The sequence below is a fragment of the Virgibacillus phasianinus genome (genome assembly GCF_002216775.1).
GTDB lineage: Bacteria > Bacillota > Bacilli > Bacillales > Amphibacillaceae > Virgibacillus_F > Virgibacillus_F phasianinus.
Genome location: NZ_CP022315.1, coordinates 3,184,496 through 3,209,212 on the forward strand (window position 1 = coordinate 3,184,496; position 24,717 = coordinate 3,209,212).

The 24,717-nt window shown below is 38.4% G+C and carries 21 protein-coding genes; 1 reads left to right on the top strand and 20 read right to left on the bottom strand.

Translation table 11 applies throughout. The features are described from left to right. Positions 1 to 134 precede the first annotated feature (134 nt). On the top strand, positions 135 to 758 hold the full coding sequence (gene lexA, locus CFK37_RS15415) for a transcriptional repressor LexA (RefSeq protein WP_089062704.1): 624 nt from the start codon (positions 135 to 137) through the stop codon (positions 756 to 758). A 149-nt stretch (positions 759 to 907) separates the two neighbouring features. On the opposite strand, the gene glnA is transcribed toward lexA, so the two are convergent. From glnA to CFK37_RS15515, 20 genes are all read right to left on the bottom strand, one after another. Beyond that, positions 908 to 2,245 (bottom strand): type I glutamate--ammonia ligase, encoded by a 1,338-nt coding sequence (gene glnA, locus CFK37_RS15420; protein WP_089062705.1) that lies wholly within the window; start codon positions 2,243 to 2,245, stop codon positions 908 to 910. Positions 2,246 to 2,278: 33 nt separating this feature from the next. Continuing rightward, positions 2,279 to 2,665 carry a MerR family transcriptional regulator gene (locus tag CFK37_RS15425; RefSeq protein ID WP_089062706.1) on the bottom strand — a complete coding sequence of 129 codons (387 nt, stop codon included), beginning with the start codon at positions 2,663 to 2,665 and terminating at the stop codon, positions 2,279 to 2,281. Positions 2,666 to 2,835: 170 nt separating this feature from the next. Next, positions 2,836 to 4,110, bottom strand: coding sequence for a group II intron reverse transcriptase/maturase (gene ltrA / locus CFK37_RS15430; RefSeq protein ID WP_089063508.1), 1,275 nt, complete (start codon positions 4,108 to 4,110; stop codon positions 2,836 to 2,838). Between the two features lie 585 nt (positions 4,111 to 4,695). Next, positions 4,696 to 5,925 carry a methionine gamma-lyase family protein gene (locus tag CFK37_RS15435; protein WP_089062707.1) on the bottom strand — a complete coding sequence of 410 codons (1,230 nt, stop codon included), beginning with the start codon at positions 5,923 to 5,925 and terminating at the stop codon, positions 4,696 to 4,698. 7 nt (positions 5,926 to 5,932) lie between these two features. After that, positions 5,933 to 7,168, bottom strand: a complete 1,236-nt coding sequence (gene hflX, locus CFK37_RS15440) for a GTPase HflX (RefSeq protein WP_089062708.1) — start codon at positions 7,166 to 7,168, stop codon at positions 5,933 to 5,935. Positions 7,169 to 7,262: 94 nt separating this feature from the next. Further along, on the bottom strand, positions 7,263 to 8,195 hold the full coding sequence (spoVK, locus tag CFK37_RS15445) for a stage V sporulation protein K (RefSeq protein WP_425445346.1): 933 nt from the start codon (positions 8,193 to 8,195) through the stop codon (positions 7,263 to 7,265). A 199-nt stretch (positions 8,196 to 8,394) separates the two neighbouring features. Next, the gene (hfq, locus tag CFK37_RS15450; protein WP_089062709.1) at positions 8,395 to 8,619 is read right to left on the bottom strand and encodes an RNA chaperone Hfq; all 225 of its coding nucleotides are present in this window, start codon (positions 8,617 to 8,619) and stop codon (positions 8,395 to 8,397) included. A 44-nt stretch (positions 8,620 to 8,663) separates the two neighbouring features. Then, positions 8,664 to 9,590: a tRNA (adenosine(37)-N6)-dimethylallyltransferase MiaA gene (gene miaA, locus CFK37_RS15455; RefSeq protein WP_089062710.1), complete on the bottom strand. Its 927-nt coding sequence runs from the start codon at positions 9,588 to 9,590 to the stop codon at positions 8,664 to 8,666. 13 nt (positions 9,591 to 9,603) lie between these two features. Next, a complete protein-coding gene (gene mutL / locus CFK37_RS15460) occupies positions 9,604 to 11,415 on the bottom strand; it encodes a DNA mismatch repair endonuclease MutL (RefSeq protein ID WP_089062711.1) in 1,812 nt (603 codons plus the stop codon). Between the two features lie 22 nt (positions 11,416 to 11,437). Further along, complete coding sequence (gene mutS / locus CFK37_RS15465) at positions 11,438 to 14,008, bottom strand: DNA mismatch repair protein MutS (RefSeq protein ID WP_089062712.1); 2,571 nt, start codon at positions 14,006 to 14,008, stop codon at positions 11,438 to 11,440. A 308-nt stretch (positions 14,009 to 14,316) separates the two neighbouring features. Further along, entirely contained in the window at positions 14,317 to 14,883 is a 567-nt protein-coding gene (locus CFK37_RS15470; protein ID WP_089062713.1) for an outer spore coat protein CotE, read from the bottom strand. 182 nt (positions 14,884 to 15,065) lie between these two features. After that, positions 15,066 to 15,494 (bottom strand): YlbF/YmcA family competence regulator, encoded by a 429-nt coding sequence (locus CFK37_RS15475; RefSeq protein WP_089062714.1) that lies wholly within the window; start codon positions 15,492 to 15,494, stop codon positions 15,066 to 15,068. Beyond that, positions 15,495 to 17,063: a tRNA (N6-isopentenyl adenosine(37)-C2)-methylthiotransferase MiaB gene (gene miaB / locus CFK37_RS15480; RefSeq protein ID WP_089062715.1), complete on the bottom strand. Its 1,569-nt coding sequence runs from the start codon at positions 17,061 to 17,063 to the stop codon at positions 15,495 to 15,497. It abuts the gene before it with no gap. 351 nt (positions 17,064 to 17,414) lie between these two features. Further along, positions 17,415 to 17,675: a stage V sporulation protein S gene (locus CFK37_RS15485; protein ID WP_089062716.1), complete on the bottom strand. Its 261-nt coding sequence runs from the start codon at positions 17,673 to 17,675 to the stop codon at positions 17,415 to 17,417. Positions 17,676 to 17,781: 106 nt separating this feature from the next. Beyond that, positions 17,782 to 18,579 carry a TIGR00282 family metallophosphoesterase gene (locus CFK37_RS15490; protein WP_089062717.1) on the bottom strand — a complete coding sequence of 266 codons (798 nt, stop codon included), beginning with the start codon at positions 18,577 to 18,579 and terminating at the stop codon, positions 17,782 to 17,784. Between the two features lie 162 nt (positions 18,580 to 18,741). After that, positions 18,742 to 20,319: a ribonuclease Y gene (rny, locus tag CFK37_RS15495; RefSeq protein ID WP_425445389.1), complete on the bottom strand. Its 1,578-nt coding sequence runs from the start codon at positions 20,317 to 20,319 to the stop codon at positions 18,742 to 18,744. Positions 20,320 to 20,664: 345 nt separating this feature from the next. Then, positions 20,665 to 21,699, bottom strand: a complete 1,035-nt coding sequence (gene recA / locus CFK37_RS15500) for a recombinase RecA (protein ID WP_089062719.1) — start codon at positions 21,697 to 21,699, stop codon at positions 20,665 to 20,667. 178 nt (positions 21,700 to 21,877) lie between these two features. Continuing rightward, positions 21,878 to 23,125, bottom strand: coding sequence for a competence/damage-inducible protein A (locus tag CFK37_RS15505; RefSeq protein WP_342746711.1), 1,248 nt, complete (start codon positions 23,123 to 23,125; stop codon positions 21,878 to 21,880). Further along, positions 23,122 to 23,700 carry a CDP-diacylglycerol--glycerol-3-phosphate 3-phosphatidyltransferase gene (gene pgsA / locus CFK37_RS15510; RefSeq protein ID WP_089062720.1) on the bottom strand — a complete coding sequence of 193 codons (579 nt, stop codon included), beginning with the start codon at positions 23,698 to 23,700 and terminating at the stop codon, positions 23,122 to 23,124. Before pgsA ends, CFK37_RS15505 begins: the two co-directional genes overlap by 4 nt. A 78-nt stretch (positions 23,701 to 23,778) precedes the next feature. Continuing rightward, on the bottom strand, positions 23,779 to 24,705 hold the full coding sequence (locus CFK37_RS15515; RefSeq protein WP_089062721.1) for a helix-turn-helix domain-containing protein: 927 nt from the start codon (positions 24,703 to 24,705) through the stop codon (positions 23,779 to 23,781). Positions 24,706 to 24,717: the final 12 nt, after the last annotated feature.

Below are 24,717 nucleotides of genomic sequence, written 5' to 3' on the forward strand. Positions count from 1 at the left end.
ATTGTTCGCCTCTGTTAATAGAGTACATCGAACGTATGGTCCTGTCAACTGTTTTTTCGAACGAACGTTTGCTTTTTATGGATATCAGTGGTAAACTAGCAATTAATAAATCCTATGCGTGAGGTGTTAGATAGATGACAAAGTTGTCCAAACGGCAAGAAACCATTCTTGAATATATTAAAGATGAAGTAAATAAAAAAGGGTATCCACCATCAGTAAGAGAAATTGCAGAAGCAGTGGGTCTAGCATCTAGTTCAACCGTTCATGGGCATTTATCAAGGCTTGAAAGCAAAGGGTATATAAGAAGAGATCCCACTAAGCCGCGCGCGATAGAGGTACTTGATCTATCATTAGATAGCAACGTTCCACGAGAGGCAGTGCGTTATGCCCCTGTCATCGGTAAGGTTACTGCAGGAATACCAATCACAGCAGTTGAAAACATTGAAGAATTTATTCCATTACCCGGTTCGTCATCATCGCCGGACGATAATATTTTTGTCCTGATTATTCAAGGAGAAAGTATGATTGAAGCTGGCATATTAGACGGAGACATGGTAATTGTAAAGCAGCAAAACGTTGCCCAAAATGGCGAAATTGTTGTAGCTATGACTGAAGAAAATGAAGCGACAGTGAAACGTTTTTTTAAGGAAAAAGATCATATCCGATTGCAACCAGAGAATGCTACAATGGAACCTTTAATCTATCAAAACGTTACCATATTAGGTAAAGTGATAGGGTTGTATCGTAATATTCATTAAGAATAGCTTTTGGCGCCTGTTTAGCAACGTACAAACTGGAGTTAGAAATGGCTATTGCTAAAAGTAGGGTTTATAGGGTCAACTTTTATACATTCTAATCTTTAAAATAAAAACCGTGATGCATACTTTCTGCATCACGGTTTTTATTATTAATAGCTCGTTAAATACTGTTCACGTTCCCAAGGATGTACAGTTGTTCTGAACATATCCCATTCAATTTCTTTCGCTTCAATAAAGTGTTCATATAAATGCTCACCAAGCGCCTCTTTTATAACTTCATCCTTTTCAAGTTCTTCGAGTGCGTCCATCAGGGTTGCTGGAAGATCTTTGACACCATTTTTAATTCGCTCTGCTTTGTCCATGGCATAAATATTGCGGTCAACAGGGCTTGGCGCCTCTAATTTATTTTCAATCCCATCTAATCCAGAAGCAAGTAATACAGCCATTGCCATATAAGGATTTGCTGCTGGATCCACACTTCTTGCTTCGATCCGGGTACTTAACCCCCTTGAATAAGGAATACGTACCAACGGGCTGCGGTTCTGACCTGACCAGGCAACATAACATGGCGCTTCATATCCAGGGACCAACCTTTTATAGGAATTAACAGTTGGATTCGTTACTGCAGTGAAGCTTGTTGCATGTTTGATAATTCCAGCTGTAAATTGAAACGTCAGTTCACTAAGTTTCATATCCCCTTTTTCATCAAAAAACATGTTTTGCCCATCTTTAAATAAGGACATATTGACATGCATTCCTGAACCATTGACACCAAATAGTGGCTTTGGCATAAAAGTAGCATGTAAATTATGTTTTCGTGCGATTGTTTTAACAACCAATTTAAATGTTTGAATATCATCAGCATGTTTCACTGCATCAGAATATTTAAAGTCAATTTCATGTTGTCCAGGTGCAACTTCATGGTGAGACGCCTCAATTTCAAAGCCCATTTCTTCTAATTCAAGCACGATATCACGTCTGCAATTTTCCCCTAAATCAGTCGGTGCAAGGTCGAAGTATCCCCCTCTATCATTCAATTCTAGTGAAGGATCACCTTTTTCATCCAGTTTAAACAAGAAAAATTCAGGTTCTGTACCAATATTGAATGCAGTAAAACCTAATTTTTCCATTCTTTTTAGGTTTCGTTTTAAATTGTATCTTGGACAGCCCTCAAATGGCGTACCATCCGGATTATAAATATCACAAATAAAACGTGCAACTTTCCCTTTATCTGATGTCCATGGATATACCACAAATGTATCCATGTCAGGGTACAAATACATATCTGACTCTTCAATTCGAACAAATCCTTCAATTGATGATCCGTCGAACATCATTTTGTTATCCATTGCTTTTTCCAATTGACTTAAAGGGATTTCAACATTCTTAATCGTTCCAAGCATATCAGTAAACTGCAGACGAATAAATCGTACATTTTCCTCTTCTATCACCTGATAAATTTTTTCTTTAGTCATCTTTGATCCCATCGTTCATCCTCCTTGAATTATGTATCATGTATTTTAATGAAAAAATCTTGATAACTCACCTTGTCGTAAACTTGATTTCCCGAAACGACCTGCTTCATACAATTCATGCTTTAGCATGTGGCGTAACTCGCGTTCTGTTATTTCAGTAGCCTTTTCTTCTGCTTCTTCTGCCTTTTTCATTGATGGATCAAGTAATAATTTGACACCCGCCAGGTTTACACCTTTATCTAAATAATTTTTTATTTCCAGCAGACGATCAACATCATTAAATGAAAACAATCGTTGATTTCCTGTTGTGCGTTCTGGTTGAATCAAATCATGATCCTCATAGTATCTAATTTGTCTGGCAGTTAATTCCGTTAATTTCTTAACAATTCCTATAGCAAACAAGGGCATCGAACGGCGATCCTGATCATTCATTGGACACCCTCCTTCTTTGATAATAATAACACTATATATTATGTGAGGTATTTTGTCAATTAAATGTAAGGTTTCCTGACATATAAATTAATCGAGTAGAGGGGAAAGTTAAATGACTTTCCGCCCCTCTCACACCACCGTACGTACGGTTCCGTATACGGCGGTTCAATTTATATCGCAGTGTGTACTTTTAAGTAGTAGTCTAAGGCAAAGGGAATACCCCTTTGCTTTAGACGTTTGTTAGATAAAGCTTTATGAACTACCTTGGATAGCCCAATGAAACGATAACCCCTTCGACAGTAAGTTAAGCCTTTTGCTTCCTCTTTGGGAATGCCAAGCTGGACAAGGGATTTTATTCTCTTCCTGCTGTTCTTCCATTGCTTCCAAATGATTATTCGCAGTCTGGAGCGAAGTTTTGCGTCGATTGCTCCGAGTGCTTTCTTCATGTTGGCTATCTTGAAGTAGTTGACCCAGCCAAATATGACCTGTTTTAACTTGACGATCCTGTCATCTAATGAGATGCTCCAATTTCTTTTTGTTAACTTTCGCAATTTCCTTTGAAATTTCTGAATCGAACTTTCATGCGGTCTTGGTTGAAACTTTCCCTTATTAAAATCAAAATAGTAACCGAATCCTAGAAATTTTGTTTCACTAGGGCGGGAGATTTTACTCTTTTCCGCATTGACCTTTAATCCCAATTTCTTCTCGATAAATTTTGTAATGGAAGTGAGCACTCTATTCGCTGCTTTTTCGCTTTTGACGAAAATGAGACTATCATCTGCGTATCTGACGAAACGCAGACCTCTTGTTTCCAGTTCCTTATCCATCTCGTTCAACATAATATTGCTTAGAAGTGGACTAAGGTTGCCTCCTTGTGGTGTTCCAACTAACGTATCTTTATATTTACCGTGGACTATCACGCCACTTACGAGATATTTCCGTATAAGGGAAATTATATCCCCCTCTTTTATCGTATGGGAGATGATTCTCATCAATTTGTCGTGATGCACCGTATCAAAGAATCGTTCTAGGTCAATATCTACTAACCACTCATATCCGTCATTCATATATTCCAGCGCTTGGATGATTGCCATCTCACAGCTTCTTCCCGGTCGGAAACCGTAGCTATATTCGCTGAATTGTTTTTCGAATATGGGGCTCAGTTTTTGACTGATTGCTTGCTGTACTACTCTGTCAACAACCGTTGGGATACCTAGTTTGCGCATTTTCCCATTTTCTTTTGGAATCTCTACACGCAATGCTGGCGCTGGTTGGTATTTCCTTTTTCGGATTTGAGAACGAAGTTCATCCTTATGTTCTTTAAGATATCCCTTCAATTCTTCTATACTCACTCCGTCTACTCCACTTGCGCCTTTATTGCGATACACGCGCTTATAGGCTTGATTCATATTTTGATTACTTAAGATTTCTTCTAAAAGCTCCACACTCGTTTCTTCCTTTCCTTTCACGTAACGGTAAGACACTTCGTTTTTGAGTATCCTCTGAGATACGCTCATACTTTCCTCATTAACACATTCTGAAGTATATCTACCGTGCATTCATGGCGTAGAAACACTATAAATTGTTCAGCCCTTCGTGATATCTTCACTACTATGGCTTCGGCTGACTTCTCACGATAAACCTTTTCCGACCAGCCTTCTTTATAGGGGACTCCTCAGCTGTCCGTGAGACCTCCCAGGGTAAGACAACTATCTTTCCTCTTTTACTCGCCTAATTTACTTTATAGGATTACGCACACCTTTTGGACTTTGACTTGTATTGGAGCCTTATCCACCTATAAAGCCTTGGTATCAGATTTCTGTTCGTCGAGCCAAGATTTTGATACACGCTTCCTTCAGCCATTACCTCACGATAATTGCCTTGCGTTTCTCTAGTAGTTAGTCGGTGTGTACCCCCACAGTGGACTTTCACCACCTAGATAGTCGCCATGACTGGCGCACAATAAAAAAAAAAAAAAAAAAAAGAGCTGCCCACTGCAACTCTTTATCTTTTACCCTAATTTCATCAGATTAATCCTGATTTAACAGACTTTTTATTGATTCTTTCAATGCTATTTTTACATGTTCGTAAGTTAAACCGCCCTGAACAAAAGCAGTGTACGGCGGACGTATTGGCCCATCAGCAGTAAGTTCAAGACTTGCCCCTTGAATAAATGTTCCCGCCGCCATGATTACCTTGCTGTCATAACCTGGCATGTCACTAGGATAAGGGGTGACGAACGAATTTACTGGTGAGTTTTGTTGAATCGTTTGGCAAAATGCAATCATTTGATCAGCGGTTTTAAAGGTTACTGACTGAATTAAGTCTGTTCGTTTTGCCAGATAATGTGGATTGGTTGAAAAACCTGCTAATTCAAGTAATCTAGCAGTAAGAACAGCCCCTTTTAATGCCTCTCCAACAATATGCGGTGCTAGGAACAAGCCTTGAAACATTTCTTGCAGCATGTTTAGTGTCGCACCGGTTTCTTTTCCAAGTCCTGGTGCAGTTAATTGGTGCGCACACTTTTCAACAAGCTTTTCTTTTCCCGCTATATAGCCACCTGCACGCACTATTCCACCACCAGGATTTTTAATTAAAGATCCGGCTATTATATCCGCTCCCACGTGTAGAGGCTCCATTTTTTCAACGAATTCTCCGTAACAATTATCAACAAAAACAATAATTGTTTCATCGATTTGCTTTACGAATTGAACCATTTCTTCTATTTCACCGATAGTAAAGGACGGCCTGTCCGCATAACCCTTTGACCGCTGGATGCCAATCACCTTCGTTTGTTTCGTTATGGAAGCTTTAATTTGGTTATAATTTATTTTCTTATTGTTCAGTAAAGCAATTTCTTTATAGGTAATTTGGTAATTCTTTAAAGAACCATTATCACCATCGGAATTGCCAATAACACTTTGCAGCGTATCATACGGTTCCCCGGTTATATACATAAGTTCATCAAACGGACGCAGTAGTCCAAATAATGTTGTCGAAATAGCATGTGTTCCGGAAACCAACTGCGGACGAACAAGCGCGTCCTCCCCGCCAAAAATGTCAGCATATACCTTTTCAACCACTTCTCTGCCATAGTCATCGTACCCATAGCCTGTCGTGGAATTAAAATGACTATCGCTGACCCGATTCTTCTTAAATGCATCCAGAACACGTTTTTGATTGTATTCTACGATGGATGCAACTTGTTCATGCTTTTGTTTACAATCTAATTCAGCTTCTATTGCCAGTTCATCTATCATAAATCTGTTATTGCTCCCTTAAAATGTTCTGTAGTGGATGTTCCTGTCTAATAAAACCATTAACAATGTAAGCATCCTGTTTTTCATCATATTTGTTATTCTTCATGATTGTTTCGTGTTCCAATCTGTTAATCATTTTACCCTTATCTGGTTCAAGTACTGTCGAATACCATTCCCACTCTGCTTCTAATAACGATTCAATTTTAGCAAATAATCGTTCAATGTCATCCTGATCAAATGCACTGATAACAATGTATGGATGATTGTCAGGGATAAATTTCTCATTCATTTTATCTTTTTTATTATAGACTGTCAGCATTGGAATAGAGGCCGCATCTAAATCCTGCAGCAGCTTCCCAACAGTTTCCTGGTGTTGTCCTTTATCATCACTCGAACCATCCACTACATGCAGGATAAAATCAGCTTCCGTTACTTCCTCCAGCGTAGACCTGAATGCGGCAATTAATGATGTAGGAAGATCCTGCAGGAATCCGACTGTATCGGTAATTAAAGCTTGAAACCCTGAAGGTAGCCGAAAATGTCGTGTCAAGGGGTCGAGTGTCGCAAACAATTGGTCTTCCTCCAACGATTGTTCATTAGTTATCTTGTTAAATAGTGTTGACTTACCAGCATTTGTATAACCAACGATGGCAATTTGAAATGCTTTATTCGTTTTTCTTCGTTTCCGGTATTGTTCACGCTGACTTACCACAACCTGAAACCGCCGTTTAATATCATGAATTCTTCTTCTTATGTGGCGCTGGTCTGTTTCCAGCTTTGTTTCTCCAGGTCCCCTGGTTCCTATGCCTGCACCTAATCGTGACATTTGCGTTCCCTGTCCATGGAGTCTTGGCAATAAGTATTGCAGCTGTGCAAGTTCTACCTGCAGCTTACCCTCTTTTGTTTTCGCACGCATTGCAAAAATATCAAGGATTAACTGACTCCGGTCGATTAAAGGGATACATAGCTGGTCCGATAAATTTCGTGATTGACCTGCAGATAGTTCATCATTTGAAATAATAAGATCGATTTCAAGTTCTTCAACATAATTTTTAATTTCTTCTATTTTACCTTCACCAATATACGTTGCAGGATGGATTCGGTTTCTTTTTTGTGTAACAACCTGTTTAACCAGTCCGCCAGCCGTATCGCATAAAGAAGATAATTCCTCCAAAGATGAATCAAAATGTTCATCTGTTTGGGAGGGGTGCTTTACTGCAATGATTAATATTTGTTCCTGCATGATTTATCAGACCTCTTTCTTTAATCTCCTATCATCAATCATAGCAAAGTGAAAACCTTATCACAATTTGTATGATAAGGTTTCCTTAGCGTGCCTAATAATTAGTTGTTTTATCAAATACCAAATCTTGCTTCGTTAAGGTTATCAATGTATCGGTGGTAATTTTATTCTGATTTAATATACGCATAGCCTGTTTTCGAATGGAACGTTCAATTACATTCCGAACATAACGCGCATTAGAGAAATTATGGGAAGAATTATTTTTCTCCATAGAAATCTGTTCTCTTAACTTCCATTCTGCTTCGTTTGTTAATTGGTACTCCCGTTCACGCAGCATTTTTTTTGCTATTTGCAGCAACTGATCAACAGGATAGTCGTCAAAGTCAAGGATAAACGGAAACCTGGATTTCAACCCTGGGTTTAACAGTAAAAATCGCTCCATTTCATATGGATATCCTGCGAGGATTAATACAAAGTCATCGTGCTTATCCTCCATATGCTTCACCAATGTATCAATCGCTTCTTTACCGAAATCCTTCTCTCCACCGCGTGCGAGAGAATACGCTTCATCAATAAATAATATACCACCGGCCGCCTTTTGTATAATAGCACGCGTTTTTTGGGCAGTTTGACCAATATATTCCCCAACCAAATCGGCCCGTTCCGCTTCGATAAAATGTCCTTTTGACAATATGTTCATATCATAGTATGCAGAAGCTAATTTCCTGGCGATAGTTGTTTTTCCAGTACCTGGATTACCTTTGAATAACATATGCAGTACCTGATTAGCGGATTGGAGGCCCACCTGCTTCCGCTTCTCATTAATCGTTATCATGGCGTAAATTTCTTTTATTGAATGCTTCAAATAGTCCATCCCTACGAATGATGAGAATTCTTGGTCAATACGATAAAATGGGCTGCTTTCGTTAACCGATAAACGTTCTTCCGGCTCAACTTTTACACCATCTTTATCATATAAAACGATGTTAATTTGCCCGTTTTTATTTTGCATCATTTGCGATTCCAAATCATCACCCCTTAGTCATTTCAGTATACGTTCGACATGAAAAAGTTGTGACAAACGCCCACTAAGAAAAGCGGAATCGGCGTTAAGGAAGCTTTAACCTTTACAAACTCAGATCTTTTAAAAAACCGAATGCCGCGATAAATCAGCATTCGGTTTTATTCATTTCAGGTAAGAATAAAAATCTATTAGGATTTCCTAATTATTCTTTTTCAAGTTTAATATTTTTTACCGGTGCAAAAGTTGAAATTGCATGTTTAAAAATCAATTGTTGTTTACCATCAGATTCCAGTAAAACGGTAAAATTATCAAACGCTTTAACCACACCCCTTAATTGAAATCCATTCAATAAAAATACCGTAACGGACATATGGTCTTTGCGCAACTGATTTAAATACTGTTCTTGTATGTTTACCGATTGTGCCATCCCGCTTCCTCCTTTTTCTATCTATATAGTAATAATTTCTACTTTTATCCCAACATTCCTGCTAAATCCCTTAAAATAGTTCGAAATTTTTCACCAATTGTATCAGGAGTAACAGAATACCAAGCTACATCCATCTTATTCTTAAACCATGTGTATTGACGTTTAGCGAACCTTCTGGAGTTACGTTTTAATAACTCAATTGCATAATCAAGGTCATATTCACCCTTAAAATAAGGGATAAATTCCTTATAGCCAATTCCCCGCATCGATTGACAATCTTCCAACCCTCTCACATACAATTGATGAACCTCATACAGTAATCCATTTTGTACCATTTGGTCAATTCGAGTATTTATCCGATTGTATAACATTTCCCTTTCCATTTCCAGTCCGATAAAAATGGGGTCATACGGAGATTCTTTCTGTTCCGCTTGAAATGCAGACATTGTTTTCCCGGTTGTTTCATAGATTTCGATTGCACGAATAAGCCGGCGATGGTTGTTGGGATGTATTTTAACAGCCTGGTGTGGATCAATTTTTTGTAATCGCTCGTGTAAATATGCAGCACCAAATTTATCAAGATCCTGTTCTAATTCCAGAGTTAATTCATTATCCCTTGCATCATTTGAGAAATTATAATTGTATAATGCCGATTGAATATAAAGCCCACTTCCCCCTGCGATAATAGGTAAATGACCTTTCGATGAAATTGTCTCAATATGATCTGTTACATGATGCTGAAAATCGGCAACTGAGAAATTATCGCTTGGGTCCTTGATATCCAGCATATAGTGCGGTATGCCAAGTTTTTCACCTTCAGTAATTTTAGCCGTCCCTATATCCATACCCCTATAGATTTGCATGGAATCCCCGCTAATAATCTCACCGTTGAATTGTTTAGCGATTTCTATACTTAATTTCGTTTTTCCAACAGCTGTTGGTCCAACTATCGCAATTACTTTCTGTTTCATAATTTCCTCCTGCTTACATCACTCGTTTAAACATCTTCTCCAGTTCGTAGGAAGAGAAATGCACAATGATTGGCCGTCCATGCGGACAGGTAAATGGATCAGTGGTTTTCCGCAAATCTTCCAGTAAGCGGAACATATCCTGTTCATTTAGGTAATGATTAGCTTTAATTGAGCCTTTACAGGACATCATGATTGCTGCGTCCTCACGGATTGATTCAATGTTTACCTGTTCGTTATCCATGATTTGATCAACCATTTCGCGAATAACTTCCTCTTCGTACCCTGTTGGGAACCAGACAGGGTGTGACCGTATGATGTATGTCTGATTACCAAATTCTTCAAAAAACAATCCAACACGTTTAAACTCTTCCTCATACTGATCGATAAAAATCGATTCTTGTTTTGAAAATTCAAAGGTCATCGGCAATAAAAGTTCTTGTAGCGTGTTGTCTGATTTACCAAGTTTATCCCTGAAAAATTCATATTTCACCCGTTCTTGTGCTGCATGTTGATCAATCATGTATAAACCATTCTCATTTTGGGCAAGTAAATAAGTTCCATGCAATTGCCCGATGGGGTACATAATTGGGACACGTTCCTGTTTTTCTACTGTTTTCGTTTCCGTATTTTTCTGAACAGGTGGTACATAATCCTGTTCGTTAACCTGGAAACCAGTCTTAATATCAGAGGCATGGGCTTGGTCGAATTGTTGTTCTTTTTTTGTAACAGGGGGGAAATACGATTTTGAATTACCGGAATCTCTTTTTGGTTCATCAAAATCTATTGACCGCTGAAACGATTGCTGCGGTTTTGGTTCAGGTTGTTCGACTTCCGGAATTAGTGACGTTTGGCGGAATGTCTGCCTAATCAGTTCCTCAATCATTTGAAATAACTCTTTTTCCTTACTAAATCTAACTTCTAGTTTAGTTGGATGGACGTTCACATCTACTAGAATTGGATCCATTGTAATTGACAAGACAACAACAGGCATCCTGCCAATTGGAAGCAATGTATGATAACCTCTGATGATCGCTTGAGATAAAGGAATACTTTTGATGAACCTGCCATTGATTATTGTGGAAATATAATTACGTGATGCTCTGGTAATCTCAGGCTTAGCAATGAATCCATCTAATTGAAAATCCAGCGACTTGTCAGTAATTGGAACCATTTTCTTAGCAACATTCATTCCATATACCTGTGAAATAACCTGGAGCAAATCTCCTGTTCCTGCCGTCTTAGATAATTGTCTCCCATTATGCGTTAATTCAAACCGGACATCTGGATGTGATAATGCTAAACGATTCATCAGATCAGTAATATGGCCAAGTTCAGTATGAATTGTTTTCATGTATTTCAGCCGGGCAGGTGTATTGAAAAATAGGTCCTCAACCAGAATTTCCGTTCCTTTACGTGCATCACTTTTCCGTTGATTTATTATTTTACCGCCCTCTAATTCAAGCAGTGTCCCAGATTGATCACCCTCCGATGTCTTTATTTTTAATCGGCTGACAGCAGCAATGCTTGCTAATGCTTCTCCCCGGAATCCAAGGGTTTTAACATGGAACAAATCCGTTTCATTTTTAATTTTGCTGGTGGCATGACGTGAAAAAGATTTTAAACAATCTGGTTCAGACATACCTTCCCCATTGTCTATCACATTTATTTTCTGTAATCCAGCTTCTTCAATTTCAATTTTTACCCATGTACTGTTTGCATCGATACTATTTTCCACGAGTTCCTTTACGACAGATGCCGGTCGCTCCACCACTTCACCGGCAGCTATTTTATTTGCAAGCGCGTCAGTCATTTGAAATATTTTCATGCTTCAATCCTTTCCGCTCCTACTATTTGAGCTTTTTTTGCAGACGATTTAATTCATTCATTGCATCGAGTGGAGTCATATCAAAAAGATTTACTTTTTTCAGCTCAGCGAGTACGGATTCATTTGACTTATCTGTCTGTTTTGGTTGCCTTTTGCTTTCTTCTACAAAAAAGGATAATTGACTTGTACTATTACTATACACAGCATTCTCTTCTTTTTCATAACTCTCAAGTTCCTCTAAAATTGACGATGCTCGATTAATTAACCTGTCAGGAAGTTCAGCAAGCTTGGCCACATGGATGCCATAGCTCTGGTCTGCCGGACCCTCTTTTATTTGATGCAGAAAAACAACACTTCCTTCATGCTCCTCCGCTCGAACATGAATATTTTTCAACTTATCCAGTGATTGGTCAAGTGAGGTCAATTCATGATAGTGGGTGGAAAAGAGTGTTTTGGCATGAATATGATCATGGATATATTCGACAATTGCCTGCGCTAATGCCATCCCATCATAAGTGCTTGTCCCTCGCCCAATTTCATCCAAAAGAATCAAACTGCTGCTAGTAGCATTTTCGATTGCATGGTTTGCTTCAAGCATTTCAACCATAAAGGTACTTTGCCCAGAAACTAAATCATCCGCAGCGCCAATTCGAGTGAAAATCTGATCAAAGATGAGCAAATCTGCTTCCTCACATGGAACAAAACAGCCAATTTGACCCATCAATACCGTCAATGCCAACTGACGCATATAAGTGCTTTTCCCCGACATATTTGGACCGGTAATCAATAGCACATCTGAATCCTGATCCAGCAAAACATCATTAGGAACGAACTGACCACTCTTCATCACCCTTTCAACTACTGGGTGTCGCCCACTTTTGATGGATAACTTATCAGTAACAAAACGTGGACGGTGATAATTGTTATTTTCACTTACAGTAGCAAATGCCTGCATGACATCGATTTTACTGACAACTTCGGCAAGACCCTGCAGCTCTGGAATAAACGCTTTTAAATGATCACGAATCGCAATAAAGAGTTCGTATTCCAATTCGACACTTTTTTCTTCAGCTTCTAGAATCAATTGCTCTTTTTCTTTTAATTCAGGTGTAACGTATCTTTCTGCATTCGTCAGCGTTTGCTTGCGCTCATATCTACCTTCTGGCAGTAAATGAAGATTTGCTTTGGTAACCTCAATATAGTAACCAAAAACCCTATTGTAGCCAACTTTCAAGGATTTAATATTTGTTTCCTGCTTTTCCTTTTGTTCCAGTTCCTTAATCCATTGTTTACCGTTTTTTGATGCGTCACGGTACTTGTCCAATGTTTCATTATATCCATCTTTGATCAGTGAACCATCCTTTATGGAAACGGGTGGGTTTTCGACTAAACTGGTTTCTAGCAGATCAACTAATTGCTCCGGGAATTTAAATTCATTCACAATTTTATTGATCTGCTTTGAATTAAATTGGTTTAAGATTGACTGCAGTTCTGGAATTTTTTTCAATGAATATTTCAATTGAATTAAATCCCGCCCATTTACATTACCAAAAGCAATGCGTCCTGCCAATCGTTCGAGATCATAGACCGATTTCAATGCTTCACGCAGCGCATCACGCTCCATGAAGCTGTTGAAGAAGGTTTCCACAACATCCAATCTTTCTTCGATTTGTTTTTTGCTGAGCAATGGACGTTCAATCCATTTTTTTAATTGCCTGGACCCCATTGATGTAACTGTCTGATCCAGCACCCAGAGCAGACTTCCGTGTTTCCCTTTTTTCAAAATAGTTTCCGTTAATTCCAAATTACGCTTCGAGTACATATCCAGTTTCAAAAAATGTTTTAACTCAATAACCTCAGCAGGCTGCAGATGGTCAAGAGATCGCTTTTGTGTATGTTGAACGTAATTTAATAAACGGCTAAATGCTTTTACCAGCCGTTCGTCATTTAAATGGTCAAATAAACCTCTGTATTCCCCATTAAAGGAGATTTCATCCTGATGGGATAACGTAACATTCAACTTCTCCTTAAGCTGTTGCTGATGTTCAGGAGGCATTTTAGAAGATACTACAATTTCCTTAATCGGTTGATTATAGAGTTCATGAATCACTGCGTTCCATCCATCTGATACAAGTGCAAGCATGTTTTCCCCTGTTGATAAGTCATGGTAAACAATTACATAGGATCCATCTTGGAAATAGGAAAGGCTAGCTATATAATTATTCTCGCTCTCGCTTAGCATATTCGATTCCATTACTGTTCCTGGAGTAATTAATTGAACAACCTCACGTTTTACGACACCTTTTGCATGCTTTGGATCTTCTACCTGCTCACATATCGCAACTTTATACCCTTTTTCAATTAAATTTTTTATGTAATTTGCTGCGGCATGATAAGGTACCCCGCACATTGGTATTGGTTCATCCTTTGCTGCATCACGCTTTGTTAACGTGATTTCCAATTCCCTGGCAGCAACTATCGCATCATTAAAAAACATTTCATAAAAATCCCCAAGGCGGAAAAATAAAAAAGCATCCTGATAGTCAGCTTTTATTCGTAAGTATTGCTCCATCATTGGTGTATATTTCGACATGCCTATTCCCCCAAAAACAACAAAATATTCTCCCGCCATTATAGCATAAAATGAAAAGCGGAGGCGACTGGTTTGGGGTGAAACGCGTAAGCAAGGGACCGTAGAGCACCGTACTTCGTGCTCGAAGTGTCAATTGCTTACGTCGCGAACCCCAAGGAGCCACAGCCGGACAATGAAAAGCGGAGGCGACTGGTAGCGACGTACAAATAGATAGGACTGTGAAACGTGCGTCGAATTTTACGTACGTTCATCGGGACTAACTATCCCCCAAAAAAAAATTACGAGAGAAAATTTCCCTCGTAATTACATTAATCCTTATCTTTGTTTAGAAAATCTGGATTAATTTCATCCAGTTCCTCATCATTTACGTCAAAGTCCCAGTCTTCATCGTCATCATTGTGGTGATGACCCACTGGATTAACTTTAACATATACTTTAGTGTCGCCAATGATTTGGACCAAAAATTCTCTTTCAACTTCCACTTCTATTTTATTCCCTTGGTTTGTTATTTTACATTCCAGGCAATTCGGTTGCTGAAGAACCTTTGCTACTACGTCATAATCGTCGTTTATACAATGATCATCCTTTACAGATAGTTTAACATGATCACAGTACGTAATTCTTTCTGTAACCACCTCTGTTTTGGTATTGTCATTGTACGAATACCAAATATTGATATCGTAGCTGCCATTTACTTCAACAACGTCTTTTGATTTCTTTTTTGCATGGTACAAATGATTAATTACCCAGCACCCCAAAATACTTGATGGCTTATGGGATGGTGTTATTGAATGTGTTGCCTCAACAAACCTGCGTCCTTTACCACATACTGCCTTCGTAATGATTTCTCTATATTCTTGATCAAGAAAAGTCATAATTTCGTATACCTCCTCTTTTTTCATAGTCATTTTATGCAAGACAAATACCTAAAGTGCATAACAAAACCATGAAAACGAAAGAGGATGAAATTCACCCACCTGCGAAGGGTTACTCCACATGACTTTACGCGATTAAAAAACCAGATAAGAAATAGAAACTATTTCTTATCTGGTCACGATTAATGACTACATGCTGAATTATTTTTGGATTTGGAACCAGTTTCACCCGCGAGTACATCGCCACCCGTTGAACGAATAACATCATTTGTTACCTCACGGGCAATTGTTCCAGATACAACCTGCAAAATATCGTTAACGACACCCTGTGTCTCTTTAAACTCCTGTACAACTGGAATATCATCTATTTCAGCCTGTAAACGATCTATTTCTTCCTCGACCCGTTTTAGCGCTTCTTTTTTTTCATATGCCTGAAAATTAACTGCCTGTTTTTGCAATGCCTTTATTTTTGTAATTAGCTTTTGGACCTTTTGATTATCATTAATCTTTGCTTCAACCTGCTTAAAGCGATCAATTTCCTCCGTACTAGCTAGCATTTGTGCCAGATTTCTTGCCTCATCTAGAATTTGTTTACGTGTATATTCAGCCATTTAATTCACCTCAACCGTATTTTCTACCATCATACCATTTAATGACCATGTTTTCGCTTCTGTTATTTTAACTTCCACGATTTTTCCAATTGCGGAATCAGGCCCTTTAAAGTTTACAAGCTTGTTTTTTTCCGTGTATCCTGCTAACACATCCGGGTTTTTTTTGCTTTCACCTTCAACAAGCACTTTTACTATTTTATTTTCGTATCCTTTCATCGACTCAGCCGACTGTTTGTTAACTAAATCATTTAACCGGTACAAACGCTGCTTTTTAACATCCATTGGTACGTTATCTTTCTTCCTCGCAGCCGGGGTTCCTTCCCTTGGTGAATAAATATACGTATAAGCTGCCTCAAAGCCAACTTCTTCCATAAGCGTCATCGTTTCTTCAAATTGCTCATCTGTTTCATTCGGAAACCCTACAATAATATCAGTAGTTAACGTGGCATTTGGTATTGCTTTACGGATCTTCGCAACCAGTTCAAGGTATTGTTCCCTGGTATATTTACGATTCATTAATTTTAATACTTCACTGCTACCTGATTGAACGGGTAAATGAATATGGTCTAACAGATTGCCGCCCTGTGCAAGCACTTCAATTAAGTGATCATCGAAATCTCTTGGATGTGAGGTGGTAAATCGAACACGTGGGATATCGATTTTGTGAATGTCATCCATTAATTCACCCAATCCGTAACTGATATCGTCAAAGTCCTTTCCATAGGCATTAACATTCTGACCTAATAATGTGATCTCCTGGTAACCCTGCGCAGTTAAATGGCGAACTTCTTGGATGATATCCTCGGGTCGGCGACTGCGTTCTTTACCTCTGGTCATTGGGACTATACAATATGTGCAGAATTTATCACAGCCGTACATAATATTTACCCATGCTTTTATTTTACCTTTTCGGACCTTAGGGAGATTTTCAATAACGTCTCCCTCTTTCGACCACACTTCAACAACTTTTGCCTTGCCAAACATTGATTCTTTAATTAACTGCGGTAACCGATGAATATTATGCGTACCGAAGATAAGATCAATTTGCGGATGCTTTTTTAGAATACGATTAACTACTGACTCCTCCTGGGACATGCAGCCACAAACGCCTAGAATGAGATCGGGCTTCTCAAGCTTTAAAGGTTTTAAGTGACCAATCTCACCGAATACTTTATTCTCAGCATTTTCACGAATGGCACAGGTGTTCAGCAGGATAATATCAGCATCTTCTGTGTTACTCGTTGATTCATAACCTAATTCTGTCAGAATACCAGCCATAACCTCTGTATCATGTTCATTCATTTGGCAGCCATATGTACGGATTAAAAACTTCTTTCCTTCTCCAATATTCTCTATATCCTCGGGTATGCCGAAATCATAATGAACATTTACTTTATCACGCCCGCGTTTGCGTGCCTTATTCAGATTCGGTGGTTCATAGGTAGTTTCAAAGTATTTTGCAAAGTCCTCACTTGTTTTTTCATGCAAAGGTTTTTCCTGGCCGGATTTTCTGTCCGCGGCATCTCTTTGCTTGATTTGGGACATTTCCTTACGTTGTTGCTCGTTCATGTATATAGCTCCTTTCCTCACTTAAAAAATTACATTTTAATGCATAGAATTTCATTATTTCAGTATAAAGCTTATACGCAAAATAAACAATAGAATCGGTGCTATAGCCAACAGTAAAATCATATCTTTCACCATTTTGCCATTAAGAAAAGCGCAAGCGCCCCGTTTAGAAGCGGACGCATAAGCAAGGGGCCGTAGAACGCATGGGTTTAGCGTTCGTAGTATCCATTGCTTATGACGGCAGCTTTTGGGCGCTGAAGCTAGACAGATTTTTATTATGCTTTCTAATCCATTAAAAAAAAGCACTATACATATAAAATGTATAGTACTGCAAGAATAGATAATTGCATGTTACCGTGGTTCTACTATTAATTTAATTGCTGTTCGTTCTTCATTATCAATCATGATGTCTGTAAATGCAGGAATACAAATCAGGTCTATCCCGCTTGGCGCTACAAAACCTCGGGCAATTGCTACCGCCTTTACGGCCTGGTTTAACGCACCAGCGCCAATAGCCTGCATTTCCGCTGAGCCACGTTCCCGTAGTACGTTTGCAAGTGCACCTGCTACTGAATTTGGACTTGATTTAGCTGAAACTTTTAATACATCCATTACTAGTACCTCCCTTATTAGCTAATGTGGTTCTATTGCTACTATATTCCCGGAGATGATAGCTTATTACCCTATTATGCATTAAAGATTCTAAACATTCAAATAGTCAGCCGAAGAAAGGGTGGTCATCATTGATTAAAATACGCTCCACACGTGAGGTTTTCCCGCTTTTTTCATCGACCGTTGCCAAAAAACCATTTAGTTGTGTTCTTCCCTTTTTATCTGTATTGAAACGTACTGGCAGGTTAGTCAAAAATCGATTGATAACTGCATCTCTTTCCACACCTAGAATACCATCATATGGACCCGTCATTCCGACGTCTGTGATATATCCCGTTCCCTGTGGTAAAATTCTTTCATCCGCAGTTTGGGTATGTGTGTGCGTCCCTACAACAACACTTACCCGACCATCCACATACCATCCCATTGCTTGTTTCTCACTTGTTACCTCCGCATGAAAATCAAGAAATATGATAGAGGTGTGTTTTTTTGCTTCGTCAATTAATTCATCCACCTTGCGAAATGGGTCATCAAGTGGGGGCAAAAAGGTACGACCTTGCATATTGATGACCGCAACCATCGCTCCATTTAAATTGACATATACAATTCCATTCCCTGGAGTTCCTTCAGGAAAATTTGCCGGTCTAATCATATATTTGGCATTATCGATAAACTCGAATATTTCTTTTTTATCCCATGTATGGTTTCCCATCGTCACAACCTGTGCGCCGTATTCTAAAAATTCTTTATAAATTTTTTCCGTAATCCCTTTTCCGGCGGCAGCATTTTCTCCGTTAATAATGGTCATATTTGGACGGTATTTATCTTTTAACTTTGGTAAATATTCCTTTACCATATCTCTACCCGGAGATCCAACTACATCACCTATAAATAAAATTTTCATAATTTCTTTTCATCCCATCTCTATAAAAGTAAGATTAATGTTTCATATTTTAGTATCAGGTTTGGCTGCTTCTAATAAAAAACAACAATCTTTTTGAAAACAGCCTTAAGTTTTTTATACTTTCCTTAAGTGCAAAAAAATAAAAGCGGCACGTGCCCGCTTTTATTTCGCATACTCAACTGTTCTAGTTTCTCTTATAACAGTTACTTTAATGTGTCCAGGATAGTCAAGTTCATTCTCTATACGTTTTCGAATATCCCTTGCAATACGGACTGATTCCAGATCATTAATTTCATCCGGTTTAACAATGATGCGAATCTCCCGTCCAGCCTGGATTGCAAATGATTTCTCAACACCTGTAAATGATTCCGAAATTTCTTCTAGTTTTTCTAATCGTTTAATATAATTCTCTAGTGTTTCACTTCTTGCGCCTGGACGCGCTGCTGACAATGCATCAGCTGCTGCCACTAAAACCGAAATAACAGAAGTAGCTTCTTCGTCACCATGATGGGAAGCTATCGCATTAATTACAACTTCATGTTCCTTGTACTTAATGCCAAGTTCCTTTCCAATTTCTACGTGGCTTCCTTCTACCTCATGATCGATTGCTTTACCAATGTCATGCAGAAGTCCCGCCCTACGCGCAAGTTTTACATCTTCACCTAATTCTGCAGCAAGCAATCCAGATAAATAAGCAACTTCTGTAGAATGCTTTAATACATTTTGTCCATAGCTAGTACGATATTTTAGACGACCAAGTATTTTAACAAGATCTGGATGTAGGCCATGTACTCCAATTTCGAACGTTGTTTCTTCACCGATTTCCCGTATATATTCATCAACTTCACGACGAGCCTTATCAACCATTTCCTCAATTCGAGCTGGATGAATGCGACCGTCCTGTACAAGCTTCTCTAATGCCATACGAGCGGTTTCTCTCCGAATTGGATCAAAACCAGATAAAATTACTGCTTCTGGTGTATCATCAATAATTAAATCGATACCAGTTAAGGTTTCTAATGTCCGTATATTACGACCTTCACGTCCAATTATCCGCCCTTTCATTTCATCATTAGGAAGGTTAACCACAGATACAGTAGTTTCTGCTACATGATCTGCTGCACAACGCTGTAACGCCAAAGATAGAATACTTTTCGCTTTTTTATCAGCTTCTTCTTTTGCACGATTTTCAGCCTCTTTTATCATTAATGCCGATTCGTGTGTAACTTCTTGTTCAATACGATCTAAGATAATCTGTTTAGCCTGGTCAGTTGTATATCCTGAAATGCGTTCAAGCTCCGTTTGCTGCTTTTGTATCATAGCTTCCACTTTGCTTTCCATTTCTTCAATTTGTTGTTGTTTTTCTGTTAGTGAATTTTCTTTCTTCTCTAACAAGAGCTCACGATTATCAAGCGTTTCACTTTTTCTGTCCAGATTTTCTTCTTTTTGCATAAGACGCGTTTCTTGCTTTTGCGCTTCGTTTCGTCTCTCACGCAAATCTTGTTCTGTTTGCTGGCGAAGTTTATGATTTTCATCTTTCGCCTCAAGAAGTGCTTCTTTTTTCGAAGCATCTGCATTTCGATGTGCTTCATCAACTATCTGCTTTGCTAACTTTTCTGCACTGGAAATTTTAGCTTCAGCTATAGATTTACGAATCAGATAACCAACAACAATACCGACGATTAGGGTAAGCAAAATGGAGATGATTAGTGTAATAATGTCCAAGGTTTCACCTCCCATTGCTATAAAGTTGTACAATTCATTATTGTCGGCATGTACCAAATTAAGCTAAAAATTATCAATATTGTATAATGCAATTAAAATAATTATACAACTTAATTTTAATTGTCAATTTTATCATTGTCAAGGAATCGTAAAAATTAAAAAATATAGTTTTACAAATACAACGAATATTGGCCATGACAATGTTCAAAAACGATTAAAACGAACCACAATAAAAACAATACTTAGCTATTATATTTACAGTTTTACCTTTTTATAATCTCCAAATAAAAGAAAAAGTAAACCCCCATTCCAGATTTACAGAATGAGAATTTACTAGACAAAAGGTATAATTAGGGGGTTTTACACATCCAATGTTTCTTGCCCTTCTCCGACAGGTTCTTCTGGCGCAGCATCCAAATTATAATGATCGCGAACCTTTCCTTTAATTTCAATTAACACATCATTATTTTCCTTTAAGAATTGCTTAGCATTTTCCCGCCCCTGCCCAAGACGTTCTTCATTGTAGGAGTACCAAGAGCCACTCTTTTGAACAATATCCAAATCTGATCCAATATCAATAAGTTCTCCTTCTCTTGAAATCCCTTCTCCATACATAATATCCACTTCAGCAACTTTAAACGGTGGTGCTACCTTATTTTTAACTACTTTGATTTTAGCTCTATTACCAAGTATTTCGTTCCCTTGTTTTAATGTTTCTGCACGGCGTACTTCTAAGCGGACAGATGAATAAAACTTAAGTGCACGGCCACCAGGCGTTGTTTCCGGGTTTCCAAACATAACGCCAACTTTTTCTCTGATTTGGTTTATAAAAATGGCAGTTGTTTTTGATTTATTGATGGCGCCTGATAACTTCCGTAAAGCTTGCGACATAAGACGTGCCTGCAGCCCTACATGTGCGTCACCCATTTCGCCTTCAATTTCGGCCTTTGGAACCAGTGCAGCAACTGAATCGACAACAATAATATCCACAGCGCCACTTCGCACAAGTGCCTCTGCAATCTCTAATGCTTGTTCCCCTGTATCAGGCTGTGATAAAAGCAATTCGTCAATATCCACACCCAATGCCCTTGCGTAACTTGGATCAAGCGCATGCTCGGCATCTATAAAAGCAGCTTGTCCACCCTGACTTTGTGCTTCTGCAATTGCATGCAAAGCCACAGTTGTCTTACCGGATGATTCCGGTCCATATATTTCTACAACACGTCCGCGTGGATACCCGCCAATTCCCAATGCCACATCTAATGCTAATGACCCGCTTGGAATAGTGGCGATTCTTTGTTCCGCTGTTTCACCTAATTTCATAATCGAACCTTTACCAAATTGCTTTTCTATGTTTCTTAAAGCCATATCAAGTGCTTGTTTTTTATCGCTCAACGAGACAACCTCCTTTAACTAACTATATCTATCATACATGGTTTTATTTTATTTGCCAAGACTAAAGTCGAATAAATGTTCTCATTTTTTATTACAATTTATTCTAAAAAAATTACTCTTTAACAATATAGTTAATGGTCAAACTACAATTTTGTCTAGTTTTTCTTTTTATAAAATTCTATTTTAACAAATTAAATAAAAGTTGATAACCTTTCCAAACTGCCTTTTTCCGGATTGTCTGACGATCACCGTTAAAAATAAATTTCTTTATCCGTTTAGTACCCTTACCGTCTACAATTCCAATATACACTGTCCCAACTGAATACCCCTCTACCTTATCCGGACCAGCAACACCGGTGAAACTAATTCCTAAAGACGAACCAAGTACAGATCGTACATTTAATGCTAACGATTCCGCGCATTCCGCACTAATTACACCAATATCCCTTGTGATATGTGATGGAACATGCAAGAGATCTTCTTTTACTTTTGTATCATAACAAACAATGCCACCTGGACATATTGCAGAAGCACCCTCTACACCTATTAATCGATCCGTAAACAATCCGCCGGTCAAACTTTCAGCAGCAGCTACTGTTTTACGCTGTTCTAATAATAATTGAAAAACTTTTTGTTCAATAGTTTCATCGTCAATACCATATAAATAAGCCCCAGCCTTATCCTCAATTTTTATCTGGGTATCGGCTATTAACTGTTTTGCTTGTTTCATAGTTTCGGCCTTTGCAGTTAATCGAATTGCAACACCCTCTGTTTGTGCTAGCGGGGCAATTGTTGGATTGGATTGTGCAGCTATTATGTCCTTTATTTCATGCTCCAATTGCGATTCACCAATACCGATAAACCGAAGCATAGTAGATTCTATTGTTGTGGTATCCTGGGTTTTATTTTTAATATAAGGCAACACTCCATCCGAAAATAACTGTTTCATTTCCTTTGGAACGCCAGGAAGAAAAATCCAAATCGTATTGTTTTTGGTGATAATCATGCCCGGTGCCATTCCAACCTTATTTTCAAGGATGGTTGCACCTTCAAAAACCCTTGCCTGTTTTTTATTATTTGGCGTCATCGTCCCATTCTGGCGGTCGAAATAGGATGAGATTTTATCCATAGAAGGTTTATGTTCAATTATAGGAGTTCCGGACAATAATTGATATGCTTCCCTTGTTAAATCATCATCCGTTGGCCCCAATCCACCGGTAACGATAACTATATCTGAACGTTTAGCAGCATGTTCAAACTCAGCATGTACTCTAGTCAGATTATCCCCAACTACACTGTGAAAAAGAACATTAACGCCATACAATGCCAGTTGTTGCGAAATCCATTGTGCATTTGTATTTGCTATTTGTCCAAGTAGCAGTTCCGTCCCTACAGCAACTATTTCCGCATTAAGTTGTTTCATCATTTCGAATCCCTCATTACATTCCAGTTTTTCACAAAGTAATCATAGCCTGATATTACCGTAATAATTAATGCAGCGTACAATGCTATAATATCAAAACGTAATCCGAGATAAGAAAATGGAAAGTTATGAAGAAGTAATGCTGATATTGCGATGATTTGAATCCATGTTTTCAACTTGCCCATTTGACTTGCAGCCAGTACAGTTCCCTCTCCTGCTGCGACCAGACGCAATCCTGTAACTGCAAACTCCCTGCTTATAATTAAAATAACAATCCATGCCGGGGCGAGTCCCATTTCAACAAGCAATATTAAGGCAGCGGAAACGAGAAGTTTATCAGCAAGCGGATCCAAAAACTTCCCTAAATTGGTAACTAGGTTATACTTTCTTGCATAGTGCCCATCAATCCAATCTGTTGTTGAAGCAATAATGAATAATAAAGCTGCTACAAAGTGGGATACAGGTAAAAATGCCTCTCCAATGTCCAGTTGCCCCCATTCAAAGGGAATAGAAAGTAATAAAATAAAAATTGGAATCAAAAATATCCTGGATAATGTAATTTTATTTGGTATGTTCATTGTTTGTCCTCCTGAAAATTGCCTTTATAAGGTAAACCCTTCCTAATTACACGTGGAAGGGTTTAAATTTCAATTACTTTATTGTTCTTGATTAATATTAATCCATATCTTTTGATGTACTTTTTCTGCGGGGTCTACTGGGTATTTCAACTCAACCCCGTCAATTGTTATTTGCAGTCCTGGGGCACTACCCACATTAAAATAAATTCGTTCATCACCAGAAACATCTATTTCCTTTGGTGAATCATCGGCAGTAAAGGGGCCAGCATAATATTCTTTCTCTTCACCATTTGTTAGCCCGAGATAAGAATTACTGTCAGACTCTAATTTGATAATTACTTCATCACCGGCATTATTTAAATCAAACGTAGATTCCGGACTTGGACCAGAACCTTCTTCAACTAGCTCCAATGTTGGTTCGGTTTTTTCGGGATTTTCCTCCTCTTTGGTTGCATCTGTTTGATTTTCATCCTTTGAAGCACTATCTGTTCCGTCTGCATTATCTGCTCCGTCATCAGGTTTTTGGTTATCCTGATTCTCATTTTCACCAGGATTATAGATAATCTCATTATCGTCATTCGTATCTACTGGTTCTGATGTATCTCCAGACGATGATTTAGAATAAAAATAATAGGCCGCAAATATGATGCCGATGATAAGGATAATTACAATGATTGTTGGAAAAAAAGAAAATATTGCCGGTCCTCTTGATGAATTCGTATCCCTTCTGGATCGCTGAATACGGGTATATTGTTCAGTGTTTTCCTCCTCAGTTTTCGGAACTTCATCCTGATATTCATCCAATAATTCACCAGGATCTAACCCAACGGCAGTAGCATATTCCTTAATAAATGCACGAGCATAAAATTTCCCTGGGAGTATCTGAAAGTTGCCCTCTTCAATAGCAACTAGATACCGTTTCTGAATCTTTGTTGTTTCCTGAACACTTTCAAGGGATAAATCTTGCGCGACGCGTGCTTCCTTTAATTTAGTTCCAATCTCCATAAGTAACACCAT

Coding starts and splice junctions, on each gene's coding strand:
- CFK37_RS15475 (WP_089062714.1), bottom strand. CDS start 15,494: ATGGCTGAATATACACGTAAACAAATTCTAGATGAGGCAAGAAATCTG.
- CFK37_RS15470 (WP_089062713.1), bottom strand. CDS start 14,883: ATGACTTTTCTTGATCAAGAATATAGAGAAATCATTACGAAGGCAGTA.
- CFK37_RS15425 (WP_089062706.1), bottom strand. CDS start 2,665: ATGAATGATCAGGATCGCCGTTCGATGCCCTTGTTTGCTATAGGAATT.
- CFK37_RS15505 (WP_342746711.1), bottom strand. CDS start 23,125: ATGATGAAACAACTTAATGCGGAAATAGTTGCTGTAGGGACGGAACTG.
- CFK37_RS15515 (WP_089062721.1), bottom strand. CDS start 24,705: ATGGAGATTGGAACTAAATTAAAGGAAGCACGCGTCGCGCAAGATTTA.
- CFK37_RS15490 (WP_089062717.1), bottom strand. CDS start 18,579: ATGAAAATTTTATTTATAGGTGATGTAGTTGGATCTCCGGGTAGAGAT.
- rny (WP_425445389.1), bottom strand. CDS start 20,319: ATGGGAGGTGAAACCTTGGACATTATTACACTAATCATCTCCATTTTG.
- hfq (WP_089062709.1), bottom strand. CDS start 8,619: ATGGCACAATCGGTAAACATACAAGAACAGTATTTAAATCAGTTGCGC.
- CFK37_RS15435 (WP_089062707.1), bottom strand. CDS start 5,925: ATGATAGATGAACTGGCAATAGAAGCTGAATTAGATTGTAAACAAAAG.
- hflX (WP_089062708.1), bottom strand. CDS start 7,168: ATGCAGGAACAAATATTAATCATTGCAGTAAAGCACCCCTCCCAAACA.
- mutS (WP_089062712.1), bottom strand. CDS start 14,008: ATGTCGAAATATACACCAATGATGGAGCAATACTTACGAATAAAAGCT.
- miaA (WP_089062710.1), bottom strand. CDS start 9,590: ATGAAACAGAAAGTAATTGCGATAGTTGGACCAACAGCTGTTGGAAAA.
- pgsA (WP_089062720.1), bottom strand. CDS start 23,700: ATGAACATACCAAATAAAATTACATTATCCAGGATATTTTTGATTCCA.
- CFK37_RS15485 (WP_089062716.1), bottom strand. CDS start 17,675: ATGGATGTATTAAAAGTTTCAGCTAAATCAAGTCCAAATTCAGTAGCA.
- miaB (WP_089062715.1), bottom strand. CDS start 17,063: ATGAACGAGCAACAACGTAAGGAAATGTCCCAAATCAAGCAAAGAGAT.
- glnA (WP_089062705.1), bottom strand. CDS start 2,245: ATGGGATCAAAGATGACTAAAGAAAAAATTTATCAGGTGATAGAAGAG.
- lexA (WP_089062704.1), top strand. CDS start 135: ATGACAAAGTTGTCCAAACGGCAAGAAACCATTCTTGAATATATTAAA.
- mutL (WP_089062711.1), bottom strand. CDS start 11,415: ATGAAAATATTTCAAATGACTGACGCGCTTGCAAATAAAATAGCTGCC.